Below are 22193 nucleotides of genomic sequence, written 5' to 3'. Positions count from 1 at the left end.
GGCGGCCTCCTACAGCGTCACAAGGGCTTCGCTGGGTTCGACGCTGGCGGCCTTCCAGGCCGGGAACAGCGAGGCGAGCGAGGTGAGCAGCGCCAGCACCAGCGCCGTGGCCACAAGGTGCAGGGGCTCAAATGGCAGCGGTCCGCCGCCCTCCACCTCGAGCACGGCCAGAATGCGGAAGCTCACGAAATACCCGGCCACATAGCCCGCCACGCCGGCCAAGAGCCCCACCACGGCGGCCTCGGCGCAGAAGATGGCGAACACGGACCGGCGCGAGAAGCCCAGGCTGCGCAGAATGCCGATCTCCTTCTTGCGCTCGTTCACGGCCGAAAGCATGGAGATGCCGACCATGGAACAGCCCGTGAGCAAAATGACCAGGCTGACGGACAATATGAGCTTCTTGACGAAGTGCACAGAGACCATGCGCTGCTCCACAATGCCGCGCAGGGTCTTTATCTCCGTGCCGGGCAGCACGGTGGCCAGTTGGGCCACAATGTCGTCGATGGGACAGGCGGAGCACAAGGCCGCCACCTCCACGAAATTCACCTTGCCGGAATGCCCCGAGGCGCGCTGCAACGCGTCCATGTCCGCCAGGAGCACGTTGTCGTCCTCGCTGCCGGTGGGGGCCAGGATGCCGGCGACGACGAAGGTGTGGTGACCGAGCGGCACGGCGGAGCCCACGGAAAGTCCCAGCTTGGAGGCGGCGGCGCTGCCAGCCAGCAGGCCGTCGGCTCCGGCGGGCGCTTGCGCGGCGTCCTTGGCCGCGGTCTTGACGGGGGCTTGCGGCGTGGCTGCGGGCATGCCGGCCTCGTGTTCCGGCGCCGGGGCCATGGCCGCGCGCGCAGCGGCCTGCTCCGGCGTCTCGCCGGGAATCGCGCCCTGCTCCACCAGCCAGTAGCCCTTGAGCTGCTTCTCCTGCTCGAACCGGACCCCGACAATGGCCACAGCCGTGCCCTGCACGTGGTCCATGACCACCAGCTTCGGTGCTATGACCGAGACGTTCTTGCGCAGCTCAATGGTGTCGATCTTCGCCACCGTGTCGGCCTCGTCCAGGTAGTTCACGTCAAAGAGCATGTCGCCCAGGGCGAAGCCGCCGTAGCTCACGGTCAGCTTCTCGCTTTTGGGCGCGACGAGGATGTTGGCGCCGAAGCTGACGAGCTTCTTTTCCAGGCCCTCGCCCACCACGCGCGAAACGAAGCTGAGCGCCACGATGGACACCACGCCCAGGCTGAAGACCAGCAGCAGGAGCGAGGTGCGCACCCATTTTTTGCGGGCGTTGCGCAGGGCGATGGTCAGGATGTTCATGCGGGATATGCCTCCGGCGGCCAATGGCCTCTGGTCCTGGGCGGTGCTGTCGGCAGCCGCAATATTCGCGAAACACCACTCGCCCGGAAGCCGTTGCGAGCCATACCGAGGAGCCGCAACCCGCCCCCTTCTTGCTGCAAAGCAGCCACTGAGGGGGTCTGGGGGGAATCATTCCCCCCAGCGGGGTTCCAAGGGGCGGCGCCCCTGGATGCTCACGGCGCGCTGATAGGAAGCATGGATATGCCTCCGGCGGCCGGGGGCTGGCCGCCCCCGGACCCGGCGAAAGGAGAAGCCTGTTGTTCCCTTGGGCCGAGGGGGGGGCAAGTCGGCGTCACTGAGACTTAAAAATACTTCACTCCGGCGGCGAGGTCGGCCTCGCGGATGACGACGTTTTTGCCGTCGATGGTCCGGGCGAGGGGCGAGGGGTTGCAGCCGCCCTTCACGTCCATGACGCGGGAGGAATGGAACTTCTGGCCGCAGTTGTTGCAAACCATGTAGTCGCCCTGCTGGGTGTAGCCCTTCTTGGCCGGAAAGCAGACGTCGCAGGCATTGAGCGCCGTGCGCAGCTGGCCGTCTTTGCTTTTGATGACGAAGAACTGGACGTTCTTGCCGCCGGTCTTGAAGTTGTAGAAGTGCGCCTTACCGTCGGAGACGTCGGCCACAGGGATCTTCACAGCGCCGGCCTGGGCCTTGACCTCGGGCGGTCCGCCGAACAACCCGGCATGGGCGTGGTTCAGGTTCGAAAAGAGCAGCAGGGCCAGGGCCACGAGGGCGGCGATGATGACGGCGTGCCCAGGCCCCGCATAGGGGGTTTCGGCGGCCACGGCGATGGCGCGGGGGCGGTTCGGGCGGCGGTTCATGTCTGCTGGCCTCCTGGGTGTTGGCTTGCGGAAGAATGAAGCGGGGACGGAGGTGGAAGAGCGAAACCCCCGTCCCCGGCTGTGCAAACCCTCTCTGCACACGGCCCTGGAGAGGCAATCTTTGTGCCAAAGCATAAAACGCAGTATCTTAGTCGGATACCGTGTGCAGCCTGCAAAGTGCGCTGCAAATTTGCGCAACATGATGCACATGTCTGCACGCGAGTTTGCACAAGCCGCACGCCGAAAGACGCCGTTTGAAGCGGCGGGAGCGACTGGTTTTCTGGGCAAAACGGCTTGACGTTTTGGGGGGAGTCTGGAATAGAGTCCGGAGGTATTGTTCCCATTTTCACAATAGTTGTACAGGCGTCGGCCAGCTTTCCGCCAGCGGAAAACTCGGTGGTCGTCTTCTTTTCCGGTCTGTTGGGGGGGTGCATGGGGCTGACTGATTCTATCGCGGCGCGCTCCGAGGAGCTGGCCCAGAAGTGGGCCGACCTCGTGTTGGGCACGTACCCCGAACAGACCCAGGTGGTGTGGCGCAAGAACCGCGACCAGTTCACCAATCCCGTGGGCAGCTCCATCCTGAAGTCCACAAGCGAACTCCTCCCCCTGCTTCTTGCCTGGAACGACGCCGAGGCTGTCGCCAGGTCCCTTGAACAAATCGTCAAGATCCGCGCGGTGCAGGACTTTACGCCCGGCCAGGCGCTGAGCTTCGTGTTCCTGCTCAAAAAGCTGCTGCGCCAGGAGTTCACCAAAGAGCTTTCCGCCAGCGGCGAACTTGAGGAACTGCTGCGCTTCGAGACGCGCATCGACAATCTGGCCGTCATCGCCTTCGACCTCTACGTTGCCGCCCGCGACCAGATCGCGCGCATGCGCGTGGAAGAGGTCAAGCGGGCCCACGTGAACATCGTGCGGCGGGCCAATTTGATGAAAGAGGACGTGACGGCCCAAAAGGCCGATTAAGTTTTTTTCCGGAAGGCGCGCCCCCGCGCAAACGGCGGGCGGGCAAACTACAAGCGAGGTGACGGCAGATGAAAGCGATCTTTTCACTCCTTTTGGTCCTGGCCCTTGTGGTGATCGCCACAGTCGGGGCGGGCGCGGCAAAGATGCACACCATCTTCGCGTACTGCATCCCGGGCACGGCGTTCATCATCTTCCTGGTCGGATTCATGTGCAAGATCATCTCCTGGGCCAAACGGCCGGTGCCCTTCAGAATTCCCACCACCGGCGGCCAGCAGATGACCCTTCCCTGGATTCGCCAGAACAAATGGGACAACCCCTCCACCGGCCCGCAGACCTTCATGCGCATGGCGCTTGAAGTGCTGACCTTCCGGTCGCTCTTCCGCAACACCAAGCTTGTGCTCCAGCACGACGACGGCAAGAACCCCATCGTGGCGTATGTTTCCGCCAAGTGGCTGTGGCTCTTCGCCATCCTGTTCCACTATGGCTTCTTCATCGTCGCCATCCGGCACCTGCGCCTGTTCCTGCAGCCGGTTCCGCTGCCCATCGAGTTCCTGGACTGGAGCGACAGCATCATGCAGATTCTGACGCCCACCATCTACATTTCCGACCTGCTCATCCTGAGCGGCGTGAGCCTGCTTTTGCTGCGCCGGTTCTTCGACGCCAAGGTGCGCTACATCTCTCTGGTGAACGACTACTTCCCGCTGTTCCTCATCCTGGGCATCGCCCTTTCCGGCGCGTACATGCGCTACATCGCCAAGGTCGACATCATGTCCGTCAAGGACGTGGTCATGGGTCTGGTGACCTTCAACTACAAGGTCCCCACGGGAATAGACACCAGCTTCTTCGTGCACCTGTTCCTGGTCAGCACGCTGATGGCGTACTTCCCCTTCTCCAAGCTCATGCACATGGGCGGCGTGTTCCTTTCGCCCACGCGCAACATGCCGAACGACACCCGCATGGTCCACCATGTGAACCCCTGGAACAACCCCGCCATCAAGGCGCACAGCTACGAGTCCTATGAGGACGAGTTCCGCGAGCCCATGTTCGAGGCTGGCCTGCCCCTGGAGAAGAACCCGGAGGAGGCCGCATAATCGCGGCTTTCACGTCCCCGGTCTACGAGCACTAAACTTTTTCCGTGAGGAGAAGACATGGCAAAAATCATCAAACCCGATGAGATGCTGAAGAGTATCAACTACACGCCGCCAGCCACCAACTGGATGGATCTGCCCAACGACCTTTCGCCGGGCCGCTGGGCCTACCCGGCCAAGCTGGACAAGATCGAATACCTCATGCACGAGGTTCCCGGCGTGTTCGGCAACCCGCGCACCTGGAATCCGTCCGAGGCGGACTGGAAGCTGCCCGAGAACTGGAAAGAGATCGTGGTCAACGGCTTCCGCGAACGCCTGGACAAATACCGCTCGCTCAAGCTGTTCATGGACATCTGCGTGCGCTGCGGCGCCTGCGCCGACAAGTGCCACTACTTCATCGGCTCCGGCGACCCGAAGAACATGCCCGTGCTCCGCGCCGAGCTCATGCGCTCCATCTACCGCGGCGAGTTCACCCTGGCCGGCAAGATCCTGGGCAAGCTCACCGGCGCGCGCGTCATGGAAGAGGACGTTCTGAAGGAATGGTTCCTCTACTTCTACCAGTGCACGGAGTGCCGCCGCTGCTCGCTCTTCTGCCCCTACGGCATCGACACCGCCGAGGTGACGATGATGGCGCGCGAACTGCTGCACCTCGTCGGCATCAACATCAACTGGATCATCGAGCCGGTGGCCAACTGCACCCGCACCGGCAACCACTTGGGCATTCAGCCCCACGCCTTCAAGGACATCGTCGAGTTCATGCTCGACGACATCGAGACCATCACCGGCAAGCGCGTCAAGTGCCCGCTGAACGAGAAGGGCCACGAGGTGCTGTTCATCACCCCCTCGGGCGACGCCTTCGCCGATCCCGGCATCTACACCTTCATGGGCTACCTGCTCCTGTTCGACGCCATCGGCCTCGACTTCACCATGAGCACCTACGCCTCTGAGGGCGGCAACTTCGGTCTGTTCACCAACGCCGACATGATGAAGGCCATCAACGGCAAGATGTACAACGAGGCCAACCGCCTCGGCGCCAAATGGATCCTCGGCGGCGAGTGCGGCCACATGTGGCGCGTGGTGAACCAGTACATGGACACCATGAACGGCCACCTGCAGGGCCCCCAGATGCAGACCCCGGTGAACCCCATCACGGGCACCGTGTTCGAGAACGCCAAGCAGACCAAGATGGTGCACATCGCCGAGTTCACCGCCGACCTCATCAAGCACGGCAAGCTCAAGTTCGACAAGAGCCGCAACTCGGACATCATCGCCACCTACCACGACTCCTGCAACCCGGCCCGCGCCATGGGCATGTTCGAGGAACCCCGCTACGTTCTGAAAAACGTCGTGGACCAGTTCTACGAAATGCCGGAGAACACCATCCGCGAGCAGACCTTCTGCTGCGCCGGCGGCTCCGGCCTGAACACCGACGAGATCATGGAGATCCGCATGCGCGGCGGCCTGCCGCGGGGCAACGCCCTGCGCTACGTGCAGGACAAGCACGGGGTCAACACCATGGCCTGCGTGTGCGCCATCGACCGCGCCACCCTGATTCCCCTGGCCGACTACTGGGCCCCGGGCGTCAAGATCGCCGGCCTGCACGAGCTGGTGGGCAACGCTCTCATCCTCGATGGTGAGGAGGAGCGCACCATGAACCTTCGCCAGGAGCCCCTGCCCGGCATGGAGGAGGAGTAAGATGAAACTGTACAACGGCGGTAAAATCATCACCGGCCTGGTGATCTTCCTGGGCGTGTTCCTGGCCCCCTTCGCGTACAACGCGGGGAAGGCGGCCTACTCGCAGCCCAAGCTCAAGATGCCCGAGAACGAAAAGGAATGCGTCGAGAGCAAGGAGTTCATGCGCACCAAGCACATGCAGCTTCTGAACGAATGGCGCGACGCGGCCCTGCGCGACGGCAAGCGCGTGTACGTGAACAGCAAGGGCAAAGAATTCGAAATGAGCCTGCAGAAGACCTGCATGAAGTGCCACACCAACAAGGCGGAGTTCTGCGACAAGTGTCATAACGACGCGGCTGTTTCCCCCTACTGTTGGGATTGCCACATCCAGCCGGAGGGGGTGAAGAAATGAACAACACCAGAAGAAACTTCCTGAAGTTCCTGGGCCTTGCCGCCGCCGGGCTGTGCACCGCCTCCGCGGGCAGCGCGCTGGCCGTTGGCGGCGCAGGGGCGAGCGTCAAAGAAGGTCCGCAGGCCGTGAAGGCCAAGCGCTGGGCCATGGTCATCGACACCAAGAAGGTCGGCACCAAGGAGACCATCGACGTGCTGGCCAAGGCCTGCCACCAGGCCCACAACGTGCCGAACATCCCCACCAAGCAGAACGTCAAGTGGATCTGGGCCGCCTCGTTTGAGGAATCCTTCGACCAGCCCAACAACTACTTGGACGAGGAGCTGGAGAAGCGCCAGTTCCCGCTCTTGTGCAACCACTGCACCAACCCGCCGTGCGTGCGCGTGTGCCCCACCCAGGCCACGTATCAGCGCCCGGACGGCATCGTGGCCATGGACTACCACCGCTGCATCGGCTGCCGCTACTGCATGGCCGGCTGCCCCTTCGGCGCGCGCAGCTTCAACTTCATGGAGCCGCGCCTGCACCTGGACCTGGCCAACCTGAACAAAGAGTTCCCCACCCGCATGCGCGGCGTGGTCGAGAAGTGCAACTTCTGCGTGGAACGCCTGGCCCAGGGCAAGCAGCCCGCCTGCGTCGAGGCCTCCAATGGGGCCGTGGTGTTCGGCGACCTTGCCGACGCCAATTCCGAGGTGCGCAAGCTGCTGCGCGAGCACTACACCATCCGGCGCAAGCCGTCGCTCGGCACCGAACCGGGCGTCTACTACATCATTTAGGGGGCGGTCATGCTCGAAAAAGCACTCAAGGGTAGTCCCAAATATTACACCTGGATCGGGTTCCTGCTGCTGCTCATTGCCGGCGCCTCCACGGCGTACATCAATCAGCTCATGCAGGGCCTCACCATCACCGGCATGAGCCGCGACGTGTCCTGGGGCTTCTACATCGCCCAGTTCACGTACCTGGTCGGTCTGGCCGCCTCCGGCGTCATGATCGTGCTGCCGTACTACTTCCACCACTACAAAAAGTTCAAGGACCTCGTCATCTTCGGCGAGTTCATGGCCATCGGCGCCGTGGTCATGTGCATGGGCTTCATCGTGGTCGACATTGGCCAGCCGCAGCGCATGCTCAACGTGATGCTGTTCCCCACGCCGAACTCCATCCTGTTCTGGGACATGACCGTTCTGTGCGGCTACCTGCTGCTGAACGTCCTGGTGGGCTGGACCTGCCTGGAGTGCGACCGCCAGCACCTGCCCCACCCCAAGTGGACCAAGGTCCTCGCCTACGTGTCCATCATCTGGGCGTTCTCCATCCACACGGTCACGGCCTTCCTGTACCAGGGCCTGCCCGGCCGCCACTACTGGCTCACCGCCATTCTGGCCGCCCGCTTCCTGGCCTCCGCGTTCTGTTCCGGCCCGGCCATCCTGCTCCTGGTCATCATGCTCACCGAGAAGCTGACCACCTTCAAAGCCGAAGCCGAGGGCATCGCCACCCTGGCCAAGATCATCACCTACGCCATGTGCGTGAACGTGTTCTTCTTCCTGCTGGAAGTGTTCACGGCCTTCTACTCCAACATCCCCGGCCACATGCATTCCATCGTGTACCTGTTCAAGGGGCTTGAGGGCCACTCCGAACTGGTGCCCTTCATGTGGACCGCCGCGGTTCTCGGCCTGGGCAGCCTGGCTCTGCTGATTCCGCCCAAGCTGCGCGACAACCGCAACCTGCTGCCCTGGTCCCTGGCCATCCTCGTCGTCGCCACCTGGCTCGACAAGGGTCTGGGCCTGCTCATCGGCGGCTTCAACCCCACGCCGTTCGAGACCATCGCCCCCTACTGGCCCACCGGCAAGGAGCTCATCGTCTCGGCCATGATCTACGGAACCGGCGCCCTGGTGGTGACCATCCTGTTCAAGATCGCCACCGACGTGAAGAAGGAAACCGGAGCGAGCCAGAAGCCCACGGTTCCCTGCGAAACCGAAGCCTAAACAGCTTACGCCTCTTACGCCTCTGCAAACGAAAGCGCCCCCGAAAGGGGGCGCTTTTTTGTTGCGGTGCGGAAAGCGACAGCCACCGCGCCACACACGACAGCAACACGACGCGAAGCGCAACGCGTTGCGCAAGGTCCAGCAAACGCCGGCTCAAATCCGAGAGCCACGCAATGCCGCTGCCGTAGCGGAGCAAAGGGCGGCCGCGCGACGGCACGACTGCTGCGCGGAAGGAGGGCAGGCGCATGGGACCGGCGCAGCCGAAGGAAGCCCGCCTCTGCGCCCCGGCGGATCGCCGTCGGAACGGCGCTACTTCCCGGTCTTCCGCCTTACCGTCACGCTCTCGCCGCCGATGCCCCAGTTGTCCGTGTCCACTTCCTCGATGATGACCACAGTGGTTGCGGGGTTCTTGCCCAGGGTGTCGCGCAGCAGTTCGGTGACGCCTTTGATGAGCACGGCCTTCTGCTCCGGCGTGGCGCCCTCGCGGGTGATCTTGATGTTGACGAAGGGCATGGGGTTCTCCTGTATTGGCAGGGTGTTTGCGCAGCGGCGCGCGGTTTTGACAATAGGGTATGAGGAAGGTATATTCCCCGCCTTTCCAAACCTCAACAAGCAAACGGACTCCATGAGCGCCATCCAGAAAATCAAAGGCTTCGCCGATTTATTTCCCGAGGACGCCAGCGCCTTCACCCGCATGGAGGACACCGCGCGCGAGGTCTTCACGCGCTATGGCTTCGGCGAACTGCGCATTCCCGTGCTCGAACGCACGGAGCTCTTCGCCAAAGGCATCGGCGAAGACACGGACGTTGTGGGCAAGGAGATGTACACCTTCACCGACCGCGGCGACCGCTCCCTGACCCTGCGGCCCGAAGCCACGGCCGGAGCCCTGCGCGCCTGCATCGAGGCGGGCGTGGTGGAGCCGGGCAAGCCCTCCCGTTATTTCGCCTTCGGGCCCATGTTCCGCTACGAGCGCCCGCAAAAGGGCCGCATGCGCCAGTTCCACCAGATCGACGCCGAACTGCTGGGCAGCGCCGAGCCCCAGGCCGACGTCGAGGTCATCCTTATGCTGGAGGACTTCCTGTCGGCGCTCGGCATCGGCGACTTGTGCTTCGAGCTGAACAGCCTGGGCTGCCGCGAGTGCCGGCCCAACTACCGCGCCGCGCTCACCGCCTATTTCGAGGCCCTGGACCACGAGAAGCTGTGCGAGGACTGCCGCCGCCGCATGCACACCAACCCCCTGCGCGTGCTGGATTGCAAGGTGCCCGCGTGCAAGGAGCTGGTGAAGGACGCTCCGGCCATCGCCGACCATCTGTGCGCCGGCTGCCGCGACCACTTCAGCGCCGTGCTGGCGCTGGTGGACAAAGCCGGGCTCAAGTACACGCTGAATCCCCGCCTGGTGCGCGGACTGGACTACTACCAGCGCACCACCTTCGAGGTGACCTCGGGCGCCATCGGCTCGCAGACCGCCGTTGCCGGCGGCGGCCGCTACGACGGCCTGGTGCAGCTCCTGGGCGGCCCGGATGCGCCGGGCATCGGCTTCGCCTGCGGCATGGAGCGCCTGGCCATGCTCATGGAAAAGCCCGCCGCGCCCCGGCCAGACTTTTTCCTGGCCGTCACCGACGCGCGCGCTGTGGACATGGCCGTGCTTCTGGCGCACAAGCTGCGCAAGCGCGGCATGGCCGGAGAATGCGACTACACGGCGGGCAGCATGAAAAGCCGCCTGCGCCACGCCGGGCGCATCAACGCCAAGAAGTGCTACATCATCGGCGCGGACGAGTTCGACGCCCGCCAGGTGACCGTGAAGGACATGGAAGAGGGCGGACAGCTCCGTCTCGACATCAGCGCCTTCGATTAACGCAAAACGACACGAAACAGACACTCCGCCGCGTCTTTGCGCGGCTACATTTCGAGAAGAAGGAACCGCAATGACCGAACAGACCACCACCACAGCCGGCGACGAACGCGACTACGACGAATACCGGGTCATCCAGGACCTGGGCGGCTGGAAACGCACGCACCACTGCAACCAGCTCACCAGCGCGAACATCGGCGAAGAAGTCACCCTCATGGGCTGGGTGCAGTTCCGCCGCGACCACGGCGGGCTCATCTTCATCGACCTGCGCGACCGCGAAGGCCTGACCCAGACCGTGTTCAGCCCCGAGGAAGCGCCAGAGGCCCACGAGCGCGCCCACGCCATCCGCAACGAGTACGTCGTGGCCCTGCGCGGCATTGTGCGCCACCGGCCCGAGGGCATGAGCAACCCGGGCATGGCCACGGGCGAGGTCGAGGTCTACGTGACCGACTGGAAACTGCTGAACACCTCCGAGACGCCGCCCTTCCCCATCGAGGACCGCGTGGAGACCAGCGAGATGCTGCGCCTCAAGTACCGCTACCTGGATCTGCGCCGCCCGCGCCTGGCCAAGAATTTCATCATGCGCAACAAGGCCGCGCAGAGCGTGCGCCGCTACCTCGACGGCCTGGGCTTCCTCGAAATCGAGACCCCGGTGCTGACCAAGAGCACGCCCGAGGGCGCGCGCGACTTCCTGGTGCCCAGCCGCCTCAACCTCGGCACCTTCTACGCCCTGCCCCAGAGCCCGCAGCTCTTCAAGCAGCTGCTCATGGTCAGCGGCCTGGACCGCTATTTCCAAATCGTCAAGTGCTTCCGCGACGAGGACCTGCGCGCCGACCGCCAGCCGGAGTTCACCCAGATCGACATCGAGATGAGCTTCCCCGACGAGGAGCAGATCATGGGCATGGCCGAGGGCCTGGTGCGCACGCTCTTCAAGGAGACCATCGGCACCGAGCTGCCCGCGGCCTTCCCGCGCATGACCTACAAGCAGGCCATGGACGAGTACGGCGTGGACAAGCCGGACGTGCGCTTCGCCCTCAAGCTGGTCGACGTGAAGGACATCTTCGCGGGCGGCGGGTTCAAGGTCTTCGCGGCCGCGCCTTGCCTCAAGGCCCTGCGTGTGGCGGGCGGACTGGAGCTTTCGCGCAAGGAGATCGACGACTACACCGAGTTCGTGAAGATCTACGGCGCCCAGGGCCTGGCCTGGATCAAGATCAAAGAGGACGGCGAGTGGCAGTCGCCCATCGTCAAGTTCTTCTCCGACGACGAGAAGGCCAAGCTGGCCGAGCGTCTGGGCATGGTTCCCGGCGACATCGTGTTCTTCCAGGCCGCGCCGGTCGACGTGGCCAACGCCGCCCTCGGCAACCTGCGCCTCAAGTTGGGCGAGCGTTTCGGGCTCATCGACGAGAAGGCCTTCGCCCCCCTGTGGGTCACGGACTTCCCCCTGCTCGAATACGACCCCGAGGCCAAGCGCTGGGTGGCCAAGCACCATCCCTTCACCTCGCCCCAGCCGGGCCAGATGGACACCATCGCCAGCGATCCGGGCGGAGCCCTTGCCCGCGCCTACGACCTGGTGCTCAACGGCAACGAAATCGGCGGCGGCAGCATCCGCATCCACACCCCGGCCGCGCAGAAGTCCATGTTCAGCGCGCTGGGCATAGGCGACGCGGAAGCCGAGGAGAAATTCGGCTTCCTCATCGAGGCCCTCAAGTTCGGCGCGCCCCCGCATGGCGGCATCGCCTTCGGCCTCGACCGCATCATGATGCTGCTCACGGGCTCCAAGTCCATCCGCGACGTCATCGCCTTCCCCAAGACCCAGAAGGCCACCTGCCTCATGACCGATGCGCCGAACCTGGTGGACAAGAAGCAGCTGCGCGAGCTGGGCATCCAGCTGCGCGAGAAGGCGGCGGAAGCCGGCGAGAAGAAGGCCGAGGGCTAGGCGTATGGCGAAGCTGCACGTTCTGACCTACCCGGACCCGGTGCTGGCCAAAGTGGCCGAACCCGTGGGCGAGATCACCCCGGAGATCGCCAAGCTCATCGAAGACATGATGCAGACCATGTACGAGAGCGACGGCGTGGGCCTTGCCGCGCCCCAGGTGGGCGCCAGCATCCGGCTCATCACCCTCGACGAGACCGGCCCCAAGGAGCGCAAAAGCCCCATGGTGGTGCTGAACCCGGAGATCGTGGAATGCGCAGGCTCCAAGGAGTCCGAGGAGTCCTGCCTCAGCCTGCCCACGTTCTCCTGCAAGGTGAAGCGCTACGAGTGCGTCACCGTGAAGGGCAAGAACGAGAAGGGCGAGGACATCGAGATCAAGGCCGAGGGCCTGCTCGCAGTCATTCTGCAGCACGAGATGGACCACCTGGAGGGCAAGACCCTGGTGGACCACGCCAGCCGCCTGAAGCGCACCATGTACGACAGCAAGGTGAAGAAATGGCGCAAGGACTGATCGTCGAAGACCCGCTTGGCGGCGACATAGAGTTCAAGAACAGCGGCCCGGAGCTGGACTACCCGAAACCGCCCCTGCGCGTGGTGTTCATGGGCACGCCGGACTTCGCCGCCGCGAGCCTGAACGCGCTCATCCAATGGCCCGGCGCGGAGGTGCTCTGCGTTTACACCCAGCCCGACCGTCCCTGCGGACGCGGTCAGGAGTGCGCGCCCTCGCCGGTCAAAACCGCCGCACTGGCCGCGAACATCGAAGTGCGCCAGCCGCTCAATTTCAAGGACCCGGCGGATGTGGCCGCCCTGGCCGCCCTGTCCTTCGACGTGCTGGTGGTGGCGGCTTACGGGCTCATTCTGCCCCAGGCCGTGCTCGACATCCCCCGGCTCATGCCCATCAACGTCCACGCCAGCCTGCTGCCGCGCTGGCGCGGAGCCGCGCCCATCCAGCGCTGCATCGAGGCCGGAGACCTGGTCACGGGCATCACCATCATGAAGATGGAGCTGGGGCTCGACTCCGGGCCGATTTTGCTGCAGCGCGCCCTGCGCATTGCGGACAACGACCACGCGGGCCTGCTGCACGACGAACTGGCAGGCATGGGCGCGGAGGCCCTGCTCGACGCCCTGACCCGCCTGCCCCAGGGGCGGCTGATGCAGCTCGCCCAGGATGAATCGCGCGTGACCCTGGCCCCCAAGCTGAGCAAGGACGAAGGGCTCATCGACTGGGCCATGAAGGCCGAGAAGCTGCACAACCACATCCGGGCCATGCACCCCTGGCCGGGCGCGTTCTTCGACTGGGAACAGACGCCGGGCAAGGTGCTGCGCCTTTCCATCGAACCGGGCAGCGTGGGCGAGGACATCCCCGCCGGAGCCAAGCCCGGCGACATTCTGGGCCTTGTGCCCACGGAGGCGGGCCCCCGCCTGGCCATCGCCACGGCCGACAAGACCTACCTTGTGGCGCGCCTCACTCCGCGGGGCAAAAAGCCCCAGGACGCCAAGGCCTTCGCCTGCGGCTATCTCAAAGCCTGCCAGGGCTGACCGCCCCCGGACGGAGGACTCGCGTGGACGGCACAAGCAACAGCACTTCGCGCAAGCGGCTGTTCATCGGGCTCATCGGGGGCGCCTGCGCCCTGGTCTGCGCGCTGCTGGTGCTGCTCTGGGTCATCCCCTACATCGGGCTCAAAAACCTGCACCCATACGCGCCGCACATCCTCGGCGTGCTTGTCGCTGTTGCCCTGGCGCTGGTGCTGTGGGCCAGCCTGGGCCTGCTGCTGAGCATCGTTTTACCCAAACCGCTGCCCTTCACGGGACGCGTGCGCGGGCTCACCATCAAGCTGCTTTTGCCCCTCATGAGTCTGCTGGGCCGCGCCCTCGGCTTCTCCAAGGAAGAAATCCACACATCCTTCATCAAGGTGAACAACGAGCTGGTGCTGCGCGAACTGGACCGCTACCCCGCGCACAAGATCCTGCTGCTCATGCCCCACTGCCTGCAGAACAGCCGCTGCGACATGCGGCTGACCTATGACATGGACAACTGCAAACGCTGCGGCAAGTGCCCCATCACAGGCCTGCTGGAGCTGCGCGACCGCTACGGCGTGCATCTGGCCATCGCCACGGGCGGCACCATCGCCCGGCGCATCGTGACCCAGAAGCGCCCGGCCATCATCATCGCCGTGGCCTGCTACCGCGATCTCTCCAGCGGCATTCAGGACACGTACCCGCTGCCGGTGTTCGGCGTGCTGAACGAGCGGCCTTTCGGCCCCTGCCTGGACACCACGGTGCCCCTTGGCAGCCTGGAGGCCGCGCTGAAGCGCTTCCTCAAGGCGTAGCCGCGCAACCCCGACCGCAGACCGCCGGGACGCAAGACCTGCGAGCCGTCCAACAAACCCTCCGCACTCCATGGAACTGAGAAACGTCAAAACCTTCGCCTCCGTTGCCGGACTGCTGAGCTTCCGCCGCGCTGCGGCCGTGCTCAACTATGCGCCGTCCACGGTTTCCGCGCAGATCCAGGCCCTTGAAGAGGAGCTGCGGCTCAAGCTCTTCGACCGTCTGGAAAAGGGCATATGCCTCACCGAGGCGGGCCGGCGCTTTCTTCCCTACGCCCTGAAGCTGCTGGACCTTGCGCAGGAGAGCGTCGCCGCGGCCGCTGGCGAGCACACCGGCAAAAGCCTGCTGACGGTGCGCATGCCCGAGACCCTGGCCGCCCACCGCTTTCCGGCCCTGCTTCCCCGGTTCCGGCAAGAGCACCCCACTGTGGGCATCCGCCTGCGGGGCAGCTCAACGCACAACATCCAGCGGTATTTGGAAAAGGGGCTTGATCTGGCTTTCTTGATCGGCGAGGCCAAGGCGGCGGAGAACTGCTTTGCCGAAGTCATCGGCCACGAGGAATTGCTGCTGGCCGGAAACGCCGCCGACTGGGGTTCCGGCCCGGTCGGCATAAACAGCGCGGACCTCAGCGGCCGCCTGCTGCTCTGCGCCTCGTCGGATTCCTCGGCGCGGGGCGCGCTTGAGGGGCTCCTGCGCCAGCAGGGCCAGCCCGGATGCGTCTGCATCGACTTCAGCAGTCTCGACGCCCTGCGGCAGTCCCTGCTGGCCGTTCCCGGAGCCTGCGCCGTGGCGCCCCGCGCGGTGCTCCGGCAGGAGCTGGAGTCGGGCGCGCTGAGCGAACTCGTCTTGCCGGGGCTGCCCGGCACGCTGCCTGTAAAGATGCTCTGGCACCGCGAAAAATGGCTGTCGCCGTCGCTGCTGCTGTTCATGGAGCTGTTCCGGCACGCCTGGGACAAGGCCGCCCCTGCGGCGGAGCGGCCCATGGACAGGCGAGCGGACTAGCCCACCGGCGTCAGATTCTCCGCAAGATAGCGCGCCACAAAGGCGAGGCAGTCCTTGCAGGGCAGATTGAGAAAGCCCTTCGCTATGGCTGTGTTGCGGCCTTCCTCGGTGCTGATGTCGAGACCGAGAACGTCTCTGCAGGCGATGCTGCCGAAATGGCTCCTGAAGCCTTCCACAAGCTCCTGAGTGATCGCCAGGCAGGCCAGAAAGTCCTGGTCGTGCCCGTTGCGGCCGTGGACAAGCCCCAGGGCCATGGCCCCGCCCGTAAGCGCGCCGCAAACGTTGGCCGTGCCGCCTATGCCCGCCCCAAGCCCGGTGGCGATGGCTGGCAGCCGATCCCAGGTGATGCCCAGACGATCGGCCGCGCCCTTGAGCACGCTTTCCGAACACAAATATCCCGAGGCCATGTTGCCGATGATGCTGTCTTCAAGACTTTGCGGCATTTTCTGCTCCTTGCTGCGGTTGCCGGACATGAAAGCCGGATCAAGGCGGCAATATCCCAAAGGCAAGATGGCTGGCGAACGATTTGAATCGAAGGGGGTGTTCGGAATATGCGATCAGTGCTGGTGTTCCCTGCCCCTTGCGGCCGCCGGCAAGGTGAGCAGACACCAGGCGGGAGCGGCGGCGCAGGTTTTCGTCGCGCTGTCACTGCGGATGCGCGCGGGCTAATCGGGGAAAAGCGTCAAAAAGGGCGGGCGCAAACGAAAAGGGCCGAACTCTTTCGAGTTCGGCCCTGACAGTGCTGGCGGAGCGGACGAGACTTGAACTCGCGCCCTCCGACGTGACAGGCCGGCGTTATAACCAACTTAACTACCGCTCCGCACTGTTATCGTGGTAGGCGGAACAGGGCTCGAACCTGTGACCTCCGGCTTGTAAGGCCGATGCTCTTCCAGCTGAGCTATCCGCCCGGAGTATCTCAGGCGCCCTGTTCAAAAACGTTTCCAGGAGCTGTCCCGGTTGCGCTTTCCTTGGCTGCCCGCCACGGAGAAATTGCTTTGCCACCATCGGGCTCGGCTGTCAAAGGTTTTTTGCAAAAACTTTCATTCAAGCGCAATTTTCTGGCCGCTTCAACGGTCGGACCATAGCAGCCGACGCCCCTTGCGAGTAAGCCAGCCCAGGGGCAAGCCGCGGAAATAAAGGCCGACCAGGCCGCCGCCGGCCTGCGCGCCGGCATCTTTGCCGCGCCGCTTCTTGCCTTGGCCGCTTGGTTCCGCAAAAGACTCCAGGCTGCGCCCGGCCAGAAGGTCCACAATGACCGCGGGGTCGTCCACATCCAGACGCTGCGGGGCAGGCAGCGCCTGCGCCCGGGGCATAAGCGCCCGCGCCCGCGCCGCGGCGGCGAAGCGGCCGCCCTGCATCTGCCCCAGCAGAAAGCCCTGCCAACGCTGGTTCTCGCCGCCGAGCCCGGCCCGTTCGCAAAGGTCGAGTGCCGCCTGATGGAGAAAATAGGCCTTGCCGCCAAACTCGCGCACCTCGCCCGGCGGCAGCGCGTCAAATGCAAGCCCGGCCGCGCAGGCCTGGTCAAGCTCGCGCCCTGTCAAAGCCTGGCCGCCCAATGGCGCGGAATGTCCGCCCGCGGCTGTAACCTCTTGCGCCAGGGCCGCGTCTTTTTGAAAGCGCGCCAGGAAAAAGCCCTGGCCGATGCCGCCCGGTTTTCCCCCCACCCCCTGGTCCTGACAGCCCACTCGCAGAACACCGTCCAGGCCTGTCAGGGCCAGCGGAACCGGCGCAAAGCCCTCCGGCTCCGGCAGGGCGTCTATGGCCAGCGGCAATGTCTCTAGGGCCCAGGCGGCCTGCTCCTCGTTCTCGCGCACATTGGTGGTGCAGGTGGAGTACATGAGCCGCCCGCCCGGCTTGAGCAGCTCGGCGGCGCGCGCCAGCAGCAGGCGTTGCAGCCGCACCAGCGTCTCGGCCTTTTCCGGCGTCCACACCTCAAGCACGCGGGGGTTCTTGTCCACCGTGCCCCAGCCGCTGCACGGCGGATCAAGCAAAATGGCGTCGAAGCTGCCAGGGGCAAGCGCGAGATGCTGGCTTTCCACGCCGATGGTGGCGGCGTTCACCGCGCCCATGCGCCGCAGGTTTTGCCGCAGCGTGGCCAGGCGCTCGCGCGAGGCCTCCGCCGCCAGCACAAAGCCATCCGGCCCCACAAGCCCGGCCAGGATGCCCGTTTTGCCGCCGGGGCTGGCGCACATGTCCAGGCACACGCTGCCGGGCCGCGCGTCCAGAAACACCGGGGGCAGCATGGACGAGCGGTCCTGGATGTAGATGAGGCCGAAGGCCGCGGCCAGCGACGAGCCAAGAGGAAAGGGCTCGTGTTCCAGGCGGCGCGCCGCCCCGAAAAAGGGCTCCGGGCTGAAGACGAAGCCCTGGGCTTGCAGCAGGGCCTCCACAAGAGGCTGCTGGTCCGGGCCGGTGGTGATGCGAAAGGTTCGGCTCTGCATGCATGGCCCATAGCCCGCATGCGGGTGCCTTGGCAACGCGCCGATGGCAAAGATTTCCGCTCCAGCCCACGAACCGACGTCCCAAGGTTTCTTTTGCAAGGCGCATTTGATGATGCTATTTAAGCGCCCAGACGCGGGAAGCTCCCGCTGAAAGAGCAAACCCATCGCCCCCCTTGAGGAGGATCTTCAATGTCCCTGAAACGTCTTTCCACTCTGCTGCTGCTGTGCTTCGTGCTGGCCGTTCCGGCCTTGGCGCAGGCCCAGAGCGCGCGCCCCTTCGCCGTGCTGCCCTTCAAGGTCAACAGCGACAAATTCCAGTATCTCAGCAAGGGCGCACAGTCCCCGGTATCCAGCCGGCTCACGTGGCTCGGCTACTTCGAGTCCGTGGACGCGGACAAGATCGCCCGCGTGGGAGGCAAGCTGCCCAGCGGCGCCGTGGACGCTCAGGCCATGATGGCCACCATCGGGGTCGAATATCTCGTGGTGGGCACCCTGGACTTCCAGGACGCCGACAAGCAGATCAACGTGGAGCTCAAGATATACGACCGCAAGGGCCAGACCTGGACCAAGTCGTCCCGGGTGCCCATGGAAGGTCTGCTGCCCGCCCTGGAGCGCCTGAGCAACGACGCCCGCACCGAGGTCTTCAAGCGCCCCGGCGAAGACGCCAAGGTGGCCGAGCGCAAGGAAGCCCGCGCCGAGGCCCAGTCCAAGATGCCTGTGCCGCGCAACTCCGACTTTGTCGTCGGCGACACGGGCGAGGCCCCCATGGGCAACGCCGGCGGGCCGGTCATGAACCCGCAGTTCCGCTACGAAGGCGGCGCCGAGACTCCGGGCCGCTGGCAGAGCCAAAGCCTGCGCTACGCCTCCGTGGGCATGGCCGTGGGCGATTTTGTGGGCGACAAGAAGCAGCGCGTCATCGTCGCGGGCGAGAACACCCTGTACGCCTACGAGTTCTTTCAGAACACCCTGAAGCCCATCGGCGAGTACAAGCTCGGCATGCGCATCAAGCTTCTGCGCATCAGCATCTTCGACCTGGACCGCGACGGCAAGGCCGAGATCATCGCCTCCGGCCTGGACGATCCCGAGGGCAACGCCACTCCGCGCACCTTCATTTTGAGCTACAGCAACGGCAAGTTTGAAAACTTCATGCCGCCGCAGAAGATCTACCTCTCGGTGGTGCGCATTCCGCCCACCTACCAGCCCACCCTGCTGGGACAGATCAAGGGCAGCCACGCCCCCTTCGATGAAGCCGGCGTGAACGAGATGTTCTACCAGAACGGCAGCCTGCAGCCCGTGCGCCGTCTGCACCTGCCTTCCATCGCAAACCTCTTCAACTTCGCCTACCTGCCCGACGGCAACAGCTTCAAGATCGTTGTGCTGAACGAGTACAACTACATGAAGGCCTTCACGCCGGACCTCGAGGCCCAGTTCACCCAAGAGGACGGCTACAACAGCTCGAACAACTACATCATCATCGACGAGCGGCTGCCGGGCATGGACATGGGCCGGCGCGACACGGGCGTGGAGGAATTCTACTACGTGCCCATCCGCATGATTCCCGTGGCCTTCGACACCAACGGCAAGTATGAGCTGCTGGCCAACAAGGACATCTCCGTTGCCGCGCAGATCTTCAAGAAGTTCCGCCGCTTCTCCCAGGGCGAAGTGCACTCGCTGTTCTGGGACGGCGTGGGCATGAGCCTGGCCTGGAAGACCCGCCGCATCAAGGGCACCGTGGTCGATCTGGCCCTGGAGGACCTGAAGAACGACGGCAAGAAGCAGCTTGTGGTCTGCCTCAACAGCTACTCCGGAGCCATTGGCGCCAGCGCCGAAAAGACCGTCATCGTCACCTACGACCTGAACACCGGAAAATAGTCTTGCCCGCGGGGCTGGAAGGCGCGTCCTTCCGGCCCCGCCTCACCCCCGCCCAAGGTCTCCACCATGCCCCGCCCCACTCGCCCAGCACACGATGCCCAGACGCACGCAGAGGCACACGGCAAGCCCGGCGAAAGCGCCTCCGGCGGAGCCCTTCTGGTTCCTGCGGGCAGCGCCGCGGACATGGCAAGTCCACCTCCCGCAGCCCAGAAACCGTCAGCGGCGAAACCGGCCGGGCTGGAGCAAGCGGATTTGCCGCAGTCACAAGGCCCACGCGCGCCCCTGCTCGTCAGTCCGGAGGAAGCCGGGCAAAAGCTGCTGCAGTTCCTGCAACGCCGCCTGGGGCGCGAGGTGCCGGGTTCCGCCCTGCTGCGCATCATCCGCACGGGCGAGGTGCGCGTGGACGGCGGCCGCAAGAAACCGTTCTTCCGCCTGACCGCCGGACAGGAAGTGCGCGTGCCGCCCCTGACGCGCACGCTGAACTCCGCCGCGGCGAAGCAGACCCCGCCTCCAGCATCCGCTCCAGGCGCACAAGGCGCTCCTGGCTCCGCAAACGCCGGGCCCGCCGAAACCGGACCAGGCCTGGAGCTGCTTTTCGAATCCCCCGGCTATGTCGCCGTGCTCAAGCCTGCGGGCCTGTGCTCACACGCGGGCACGCGCCACAAGGACTCCGTGGCCGACCGGCTGAAGGCGCTGTATGCGGGCGCATCCTTTGTTCCCGTGCTGACGCACCGGCTGGACAAGGACACCTCCGGCATCTTGCTGGCGGCCAAGACCTATGCCGAACTGCGCCGCCTGAACGACCTGTTCGCCTCCAGAGGCGTCTTTAAAACCTATCTGGCCTGGGTGGACGGGCCATGGCCCGGCAAGGGGCCGGAGATGATGGAAGACCAGCTGGACCGGCTGGATCTGGCTTCCGAACAGGCCAAGGGCAATGGCGACCGGAAAAAGGTGCTTGCCGCGGCCGAGGGCGAGGGCAAAACCGCCCGGGCCGAGGTGCGGCCCGTGCTGCGCAAACGCCAGGCCACGCTGCTGCTTGTGCGCCTGCTCACCGGCCGCACCCACCAGATCCGCGTGCAGCTCTCCCTGCGCGGGCATCCGGTCATCAGCGACGCCGTTTACGGCCGCAAAGTGCGCGGGGTGCCCATGCTGCTCCACGCCCTGTGCCTGCGCCTGCCGGAGCGCGCGCTCTTCGCCCTGCCGGACTGGACCGGCCCCTTCGCCCTGCCGGAGCGGCTCGTCGAGCAGTTGCGCGCCAGCCTTGCGCCAGAACAGAAGACAGAGCAGACCCCGGCCCAGGCAGAAGACTAGCGCCCCAGGAACCCGCTGGCCTCATTTTTGCTTATTCCTATGCGTGTTGCCCCATTCCCGTCCATTTTCTGACGCACTTAACCAGGAGCATCATCCATGCGCCGTAATATCCTGATTCTTTTCTGTCTCTTCGCCCTTTCCAGCCTCACCGGCTGCGGCACCATGTACAAGGCCGCCGTGGACGAACGCGACATCGGCACCTTTGTGGACGACGGCCGCATCGAATCCTCGGTGCGCGCGCGCTTCATCAGCGACGACACAGTGAAGCTGCGCGATGTTTCCGTGAACTCGTACCTGGGCACCGTGTACATCGTGGGCGAATTCGAGGCGGACTCGCAGAAGATGCGCGCGGTCAAGCTCGCGCGCGAGGTCGCCGGCGTGCGCAAGGTGAGCGTTGTGCCCTTCCCCAAGCGCGACGACCCCACCTGCGGCACCACCGACGACATCGCCCTCTATGCCAAGATCAAGAGCGCCCTTGTGCAGGATTCCGACATCTGGTCCACCCAGGTGGACGTGAAGACCGTGCAGTGCAACGCCGTCATTCTCGGCCTGGTGGCCAGCCAGCGCGACGCCGACGCCATCGTGCGCCACGTGAACAGCGTGGGCGGCGTGCGCACCGTGCAGAACCTCGTGCGCATCATCAAGTAAACGCGGAGGGACGCAGTGATGTGTGACCGTCGCAATTCCGTCCGGGCAGGCCTGCTGCTCGTCCTGGGCCTCCTGGTCTGGGGGCTCGGCGGCTGCGCGCCCGCGCACATTTCACCGGAGCCCGCGCCAGGCATGCCCGCCGCGGGCAAGAGTTCCGTGGTCTCCGCCGCGCGCGCCCTCACCGGCGTGCGCTACAGGTGGGGAGGCGACTCCCCCCAGGCGGGCTTCGACTGCTCCGGCTTCACCTGGTGGACCTTCCGGCAAATCGGCGTGGAGCTGCCACGCATGTCTTCCGACCAGTTCGAGGTCGGCCAGCCCGTGAACCGCAGAGAAATCCGCCCCGGCGACCTAGTGTTCTTCCGCCTGGGCGGCAACCCCAAGAACATGCACGTGGGCATCGCCACGGACCGCAACACCTTCATCCACAGCCCCCGGCAGGGCGGCAAGGTGCGCGAGGACTCCATGGACCTGCCATACTGGCGCGAGCGCTTCATCGGCGCCCGGCGCGTGGTTCGCCAAGACGGGTAGGGGACA

The 22193-nt window shown here is 65.0% G+C and carries 21 protein-coding genes and 2 tRNA genes; 16 read left to right on the top strand and 7 right to left on the bottom strand.

Annotation, left to right across the window (positions count from 1 at the left end):
* Nucleotides 1–9 precede the first annotated feature (9 nt).
* The gene (locus tag ACYQ4W_RS13885) at nucleotides 10–1305 is read right to left on the bottom strand and encodes an ABC transporter permease (protein ID WP_459857761.1); all 1296 of its coding nucleotides are present in this window, start codon (nucleotides 1303–1305) and stop codon (nucleotides 10–12) included.
* Nucleotides 1306–1646: 341 nt separating this feature from the next.
* Nucleotides 1647–2165 (bottom strand): Fe-S-containing protein, encoded by a 519-nt coding sequence (locus ACYQ4W_RS13880; RefSeq protein ID WP_459857758.1) that lies wholly within the window; start codon nucleotides 2163–2165, stop codon nucleotides 1647–1649.
* A 432-nt stretch (nucleotides 2166–2597) separates the two neighbouring features.
* Between ACYQ4W_RS13880 and ACYQ4W_RS13875 the strand changes: the two genes are divergently transcribed.
* The 6 genes from ACYQ4W_RS13875 (at nucleotide 2598) to dsrP (ending at nucleotide 8272) form a co-directional block, all read left to right on the top strand.
* Nucleotides 2598–3125, top strand: coding sequence for an RsbRD N-terminal domain-containing protein (locus ACYQ4W_RS13875; protein ID WP_459857755.1), 528 nt, complete (start codon nucleotides 2598–2600; stop codon nucleotides 3123–3125).
* 68 nt (nucleotides 3126–3193) lie between these two features.
* On the top strand, nucleotides 3194–4216 hold the full coding sequence (gene dsrM / locus ACYQ4W_RS13870; RefSeq protein WP_459857753.1) for a sulfate reduction electron transfer complex DsrMKJOP subunit DsrM: 1023 nt from the start codon (nucleotides 3194–3196) through the stop codon (nucleotides 4214–4216).
* 57 nt (nucleotides 4217–4273) lie between these two features.
* Nucleotides 4274–5908 (top strand): sulfate reduction electron transfer complex DsrMKJOP subunit DsrK, encoded by a 1635-nt coding sequence (gene dsrK, locus ACYQ4W_RS13865; protein ID WP_459857751.1) that lies wholly within the window; start codon nucleotides 4274–4276, stop codon nucleotides 5906–5908.
* A 7-nt stretch (nucleotides 5909–5915) separates the two neighbouring features.
* Nucleotides 5916–6299, top strand: a complete 384-nt coding sequence (gene dsrJ, locus ACYQ4W_RS13860; protein ID WP_459858559.1) for a sulfate reduction electron transfer complex DsrMKJOP subunit DsrJ — start codon at nucleotides 5916–5918, stop codon at nucleotides 6297–6299.
* On the top strand, nucleotides 6296–7069 hold the full coding sequence (gene dsrO / locus ACYQ4W_RS13855; protein ID WP_459857749.1) for a sulfate reduction electron transfer complex DsrMKJOP subunit DsrO: 774 nt from the start codon (nucleotides 6296–6298) through the stop codon (nucleotides 7067–7069). Before dsrJ ends, dsrO begins: the two co-directional genes overlap by 4 nt.
* Nucleotides 7070–7078: 9 nt before the next feature.
* Nucleotides 7079–8272, top strand: a complete 1194-nt coding sequence (dsrP, locus tag ACYQ4W_RS13850) for a sulfate reduction electron transfer complex DsrMKJOP subunit DsrP (RefSeq protein ID WP_459857747.1) — start codon at nucleotides 7079–7081, stop codon at nucleotides 8270–8272.
* Nucleotides 8273–8581: 309 nt separating this feature from the next.
* Here dsrP and ACYQ4W_RS13845 read toward each other — a convergent pair whose 3' ends face one another.
* On the bottom strand, nucleotides 8582–8785 hold the full coding sequence (locus ACYQ4W_RS13845; RefSeq protein ID WP_459857745.1) for a 2-hydroxymuconate tautomerase family protein: 204 nt from the start codon (nucleotides 8783–8785) through the stop codon (nucleotides 8582–8584).
* A 112-nt stretch (nucleotides 8786–8897) separates the two neighbouring features.
* Between ACYQ4W_RS13845 and hisS the strand changes: the two genes are divergently transcribed.
* The 6 genes from hisS to ACYQ4W_RS13815 all read left to right on the top strand — a co-directional run bounded on the left by hisS (nucleotide 8898) and on the right by ACYQ4W_RS13815 (nucleotide 15387).
* The gene (gene hisS, locus ACYQ4W_RS13840; protein WP_459857743.1) at nucleotides 8898–10127 is read left to right on the top strand and encodes a histidine--tRNA ligase; all 1230 of its coding nucleotides are present in this window, start codon (nucleotides 8898–8900) and stop codon (nucleotides 10125–10127) included.
* 70 nt (nucleotides 10128–10197) lie between these two features.
* The gene (aspS, locus tag ACYQ4W_RS13835) at nucleotides 10198–12060 is read left to right on the top strand and encodes an aspartate--tRNA ligase (RefSeq protein WP_459857741.1); all 1863 of its coding nucleotides are present in this window, start codon (nucleotides 10198–10200) and stop codon (nucleotides 12058–12060) included.
* Between the two features lie 4 nt (nucleotides 12061–12064).
* Nucleotides 12065–12568, top strand: a complete 504-nt coding sequence (def, locus tag ACYQ4W_RS13830; protein ID WP_459857738.1) for a peptide deformylase — start codon at nucleotides 12065–12067, stop codon at nucleotides 12566–12568.
* On the top strand, nucleotides 12553–13596 hold the full coding sequence (gene fmt, locus ACYQ4W_RS13825; RefSeq protein ID WP_459857735.1) for a methionyl-tRNA formyltransferase: 1044 nt from the start codon (nucleotides 12553–12555) through the stop codon (nucleotides 13594–13596). The genes def and fmt overlap by 16 nt, the downstream gene beginning before the upstream one ends.
* Nucleotides 13597–13619: 23 nt before the next feature.
* Nucleotides 13620–14387 (top strand): DUF116 domain-containing protein, encoded by a 768-nt coding sequence (locus ACYQ4W_RS13820; protein WP_459857733.1) that lies wholly within the window; start codon nucleotides 13620–13622, stop codon nucleotides 14385–14387.
* Between the two features lie 70 nt (nucleotides 14388–14457).
* Nucleotides 14458–15387: a LysR family transcriptional regulator gene (locus ACYQ4W_RS13815; RefSeq protein ID WP_459857729.1), complete on the top strand. Its 930-nt coding sequence runs from the start codon at nucleotides 14458–14460 to the stop codon at nucleotides 15385–15387.
* Here ACYQ4W_RS13815 and ACYQ4W_RS13810 read toward each other — a convergent pair.
* The 4 genes from ACYQ4W_RS13810 to ACYQ4W_RS13795 form a co-directional block, all read right to left on the bottom strand.
* Complete coding sequence (locus ACYQ4W_RS13810; RefSeq protein ID WP_459857726.1) at nucleotides 15384–15830, bottom strand: C-GCAxxG-C-C family protein; 447 nt, start codon at nucleotides 15828–15830, stop codon at nucleotides 15384–15386. The two genes, ACYQ4W_RS13815 and ACYQ4W_RS13810, sit on opposite strands and share 4 nt — an antisense overlap.
* A 300-nt stretch (nucleotides 15831–16130) precedes the next feature.
* Nucleotides 16131–16207: transfer RNA gene (locus ACYQ4W_RS13805), tRNA-Asp, on the bottom strand.
* Nucleotides 16208–16219: 12 nt separating this feature from the next.
* Nucleotides 16220–16295, bottom strand: a tRNA-Val gene (locus ACYQ4W_RS13800).
* A gap of 159 nt (nucleotides 16296–16454) precedes the next feature.
* A complete protein-coding gene (locus ACYQ4W_RS13795) occupies nucleotides 16455–17828 on the bottom strand; it encodes an NOL1/NOP2/SUN domain family protein (RefSeq protein ID WP_459857724.1) in 1374 nt (457 codons plus the stop codon).
* A gap of 189 nt (nucleotides 17829–18017) precedes the next feature.
* On the opposite strand from ACYQ4W_RS13795, the gene ACYQ4W_RS13790 reads away from it, so the two are divergent.
* The 4 genes from ACYQ4W_RS13790 (at nucleotide 18018) to ACYQ4W_RS13775 (ending at nucleotide 22187) form a co-directional block, all read left to right on the top strand.
* Entirely contained in the window at nucleotides 18018–19700 is a 1683-nt protein-coding gene (locus ACYQ4W_RS13790; RefSeq protein ID WP_459857721.1) for an FG-GAP repeat domain-containing protein, read from the top strand.
* Nucleotides 19701–19952: 252 nt separating this feature from the next.
* A complete protein-coding gene (locus tag ACYQ4W_RS13785) occupies nucleotides 19953–21011 on the top strand; it encodes an RluA family pseudouridine synthase (RefSeq protein WP_459857718.1) in 1059 nt (352 codons plus the stop codon).
* A gap of 96 nt (nucleotides 21012–21107) precedes the next feature.
* Entirely contained in the window at nucleotides 21108–21659 is a 552-nt protein-coding gene (locus tag ACYQ4W_RS13780) for a BON domain-containing protein (protein ID WP_459857716.1), read from the top strand.
* A gap of 18 nt (nucleotides 21660–21677) precedes the next feature.
* Entirely contained in the window at nucleotides 21678–22187 is a 510-nt protein-coding gene (locus ACYQ4W_RS13775) for a C40 family peptidase (protein ID WP_459857714.1), read from the top strand.
* Nucleotides 22188–22193: the final 6 nt, after the last annotated feature.

This window comes from Humidesulfovibrio idahonensis (assembly GCF_054657715.1).
Note: the sequence above shows the minus strand (reverse complement) of the source record. Positions and strands in the feature narration are given on the sequence as shown.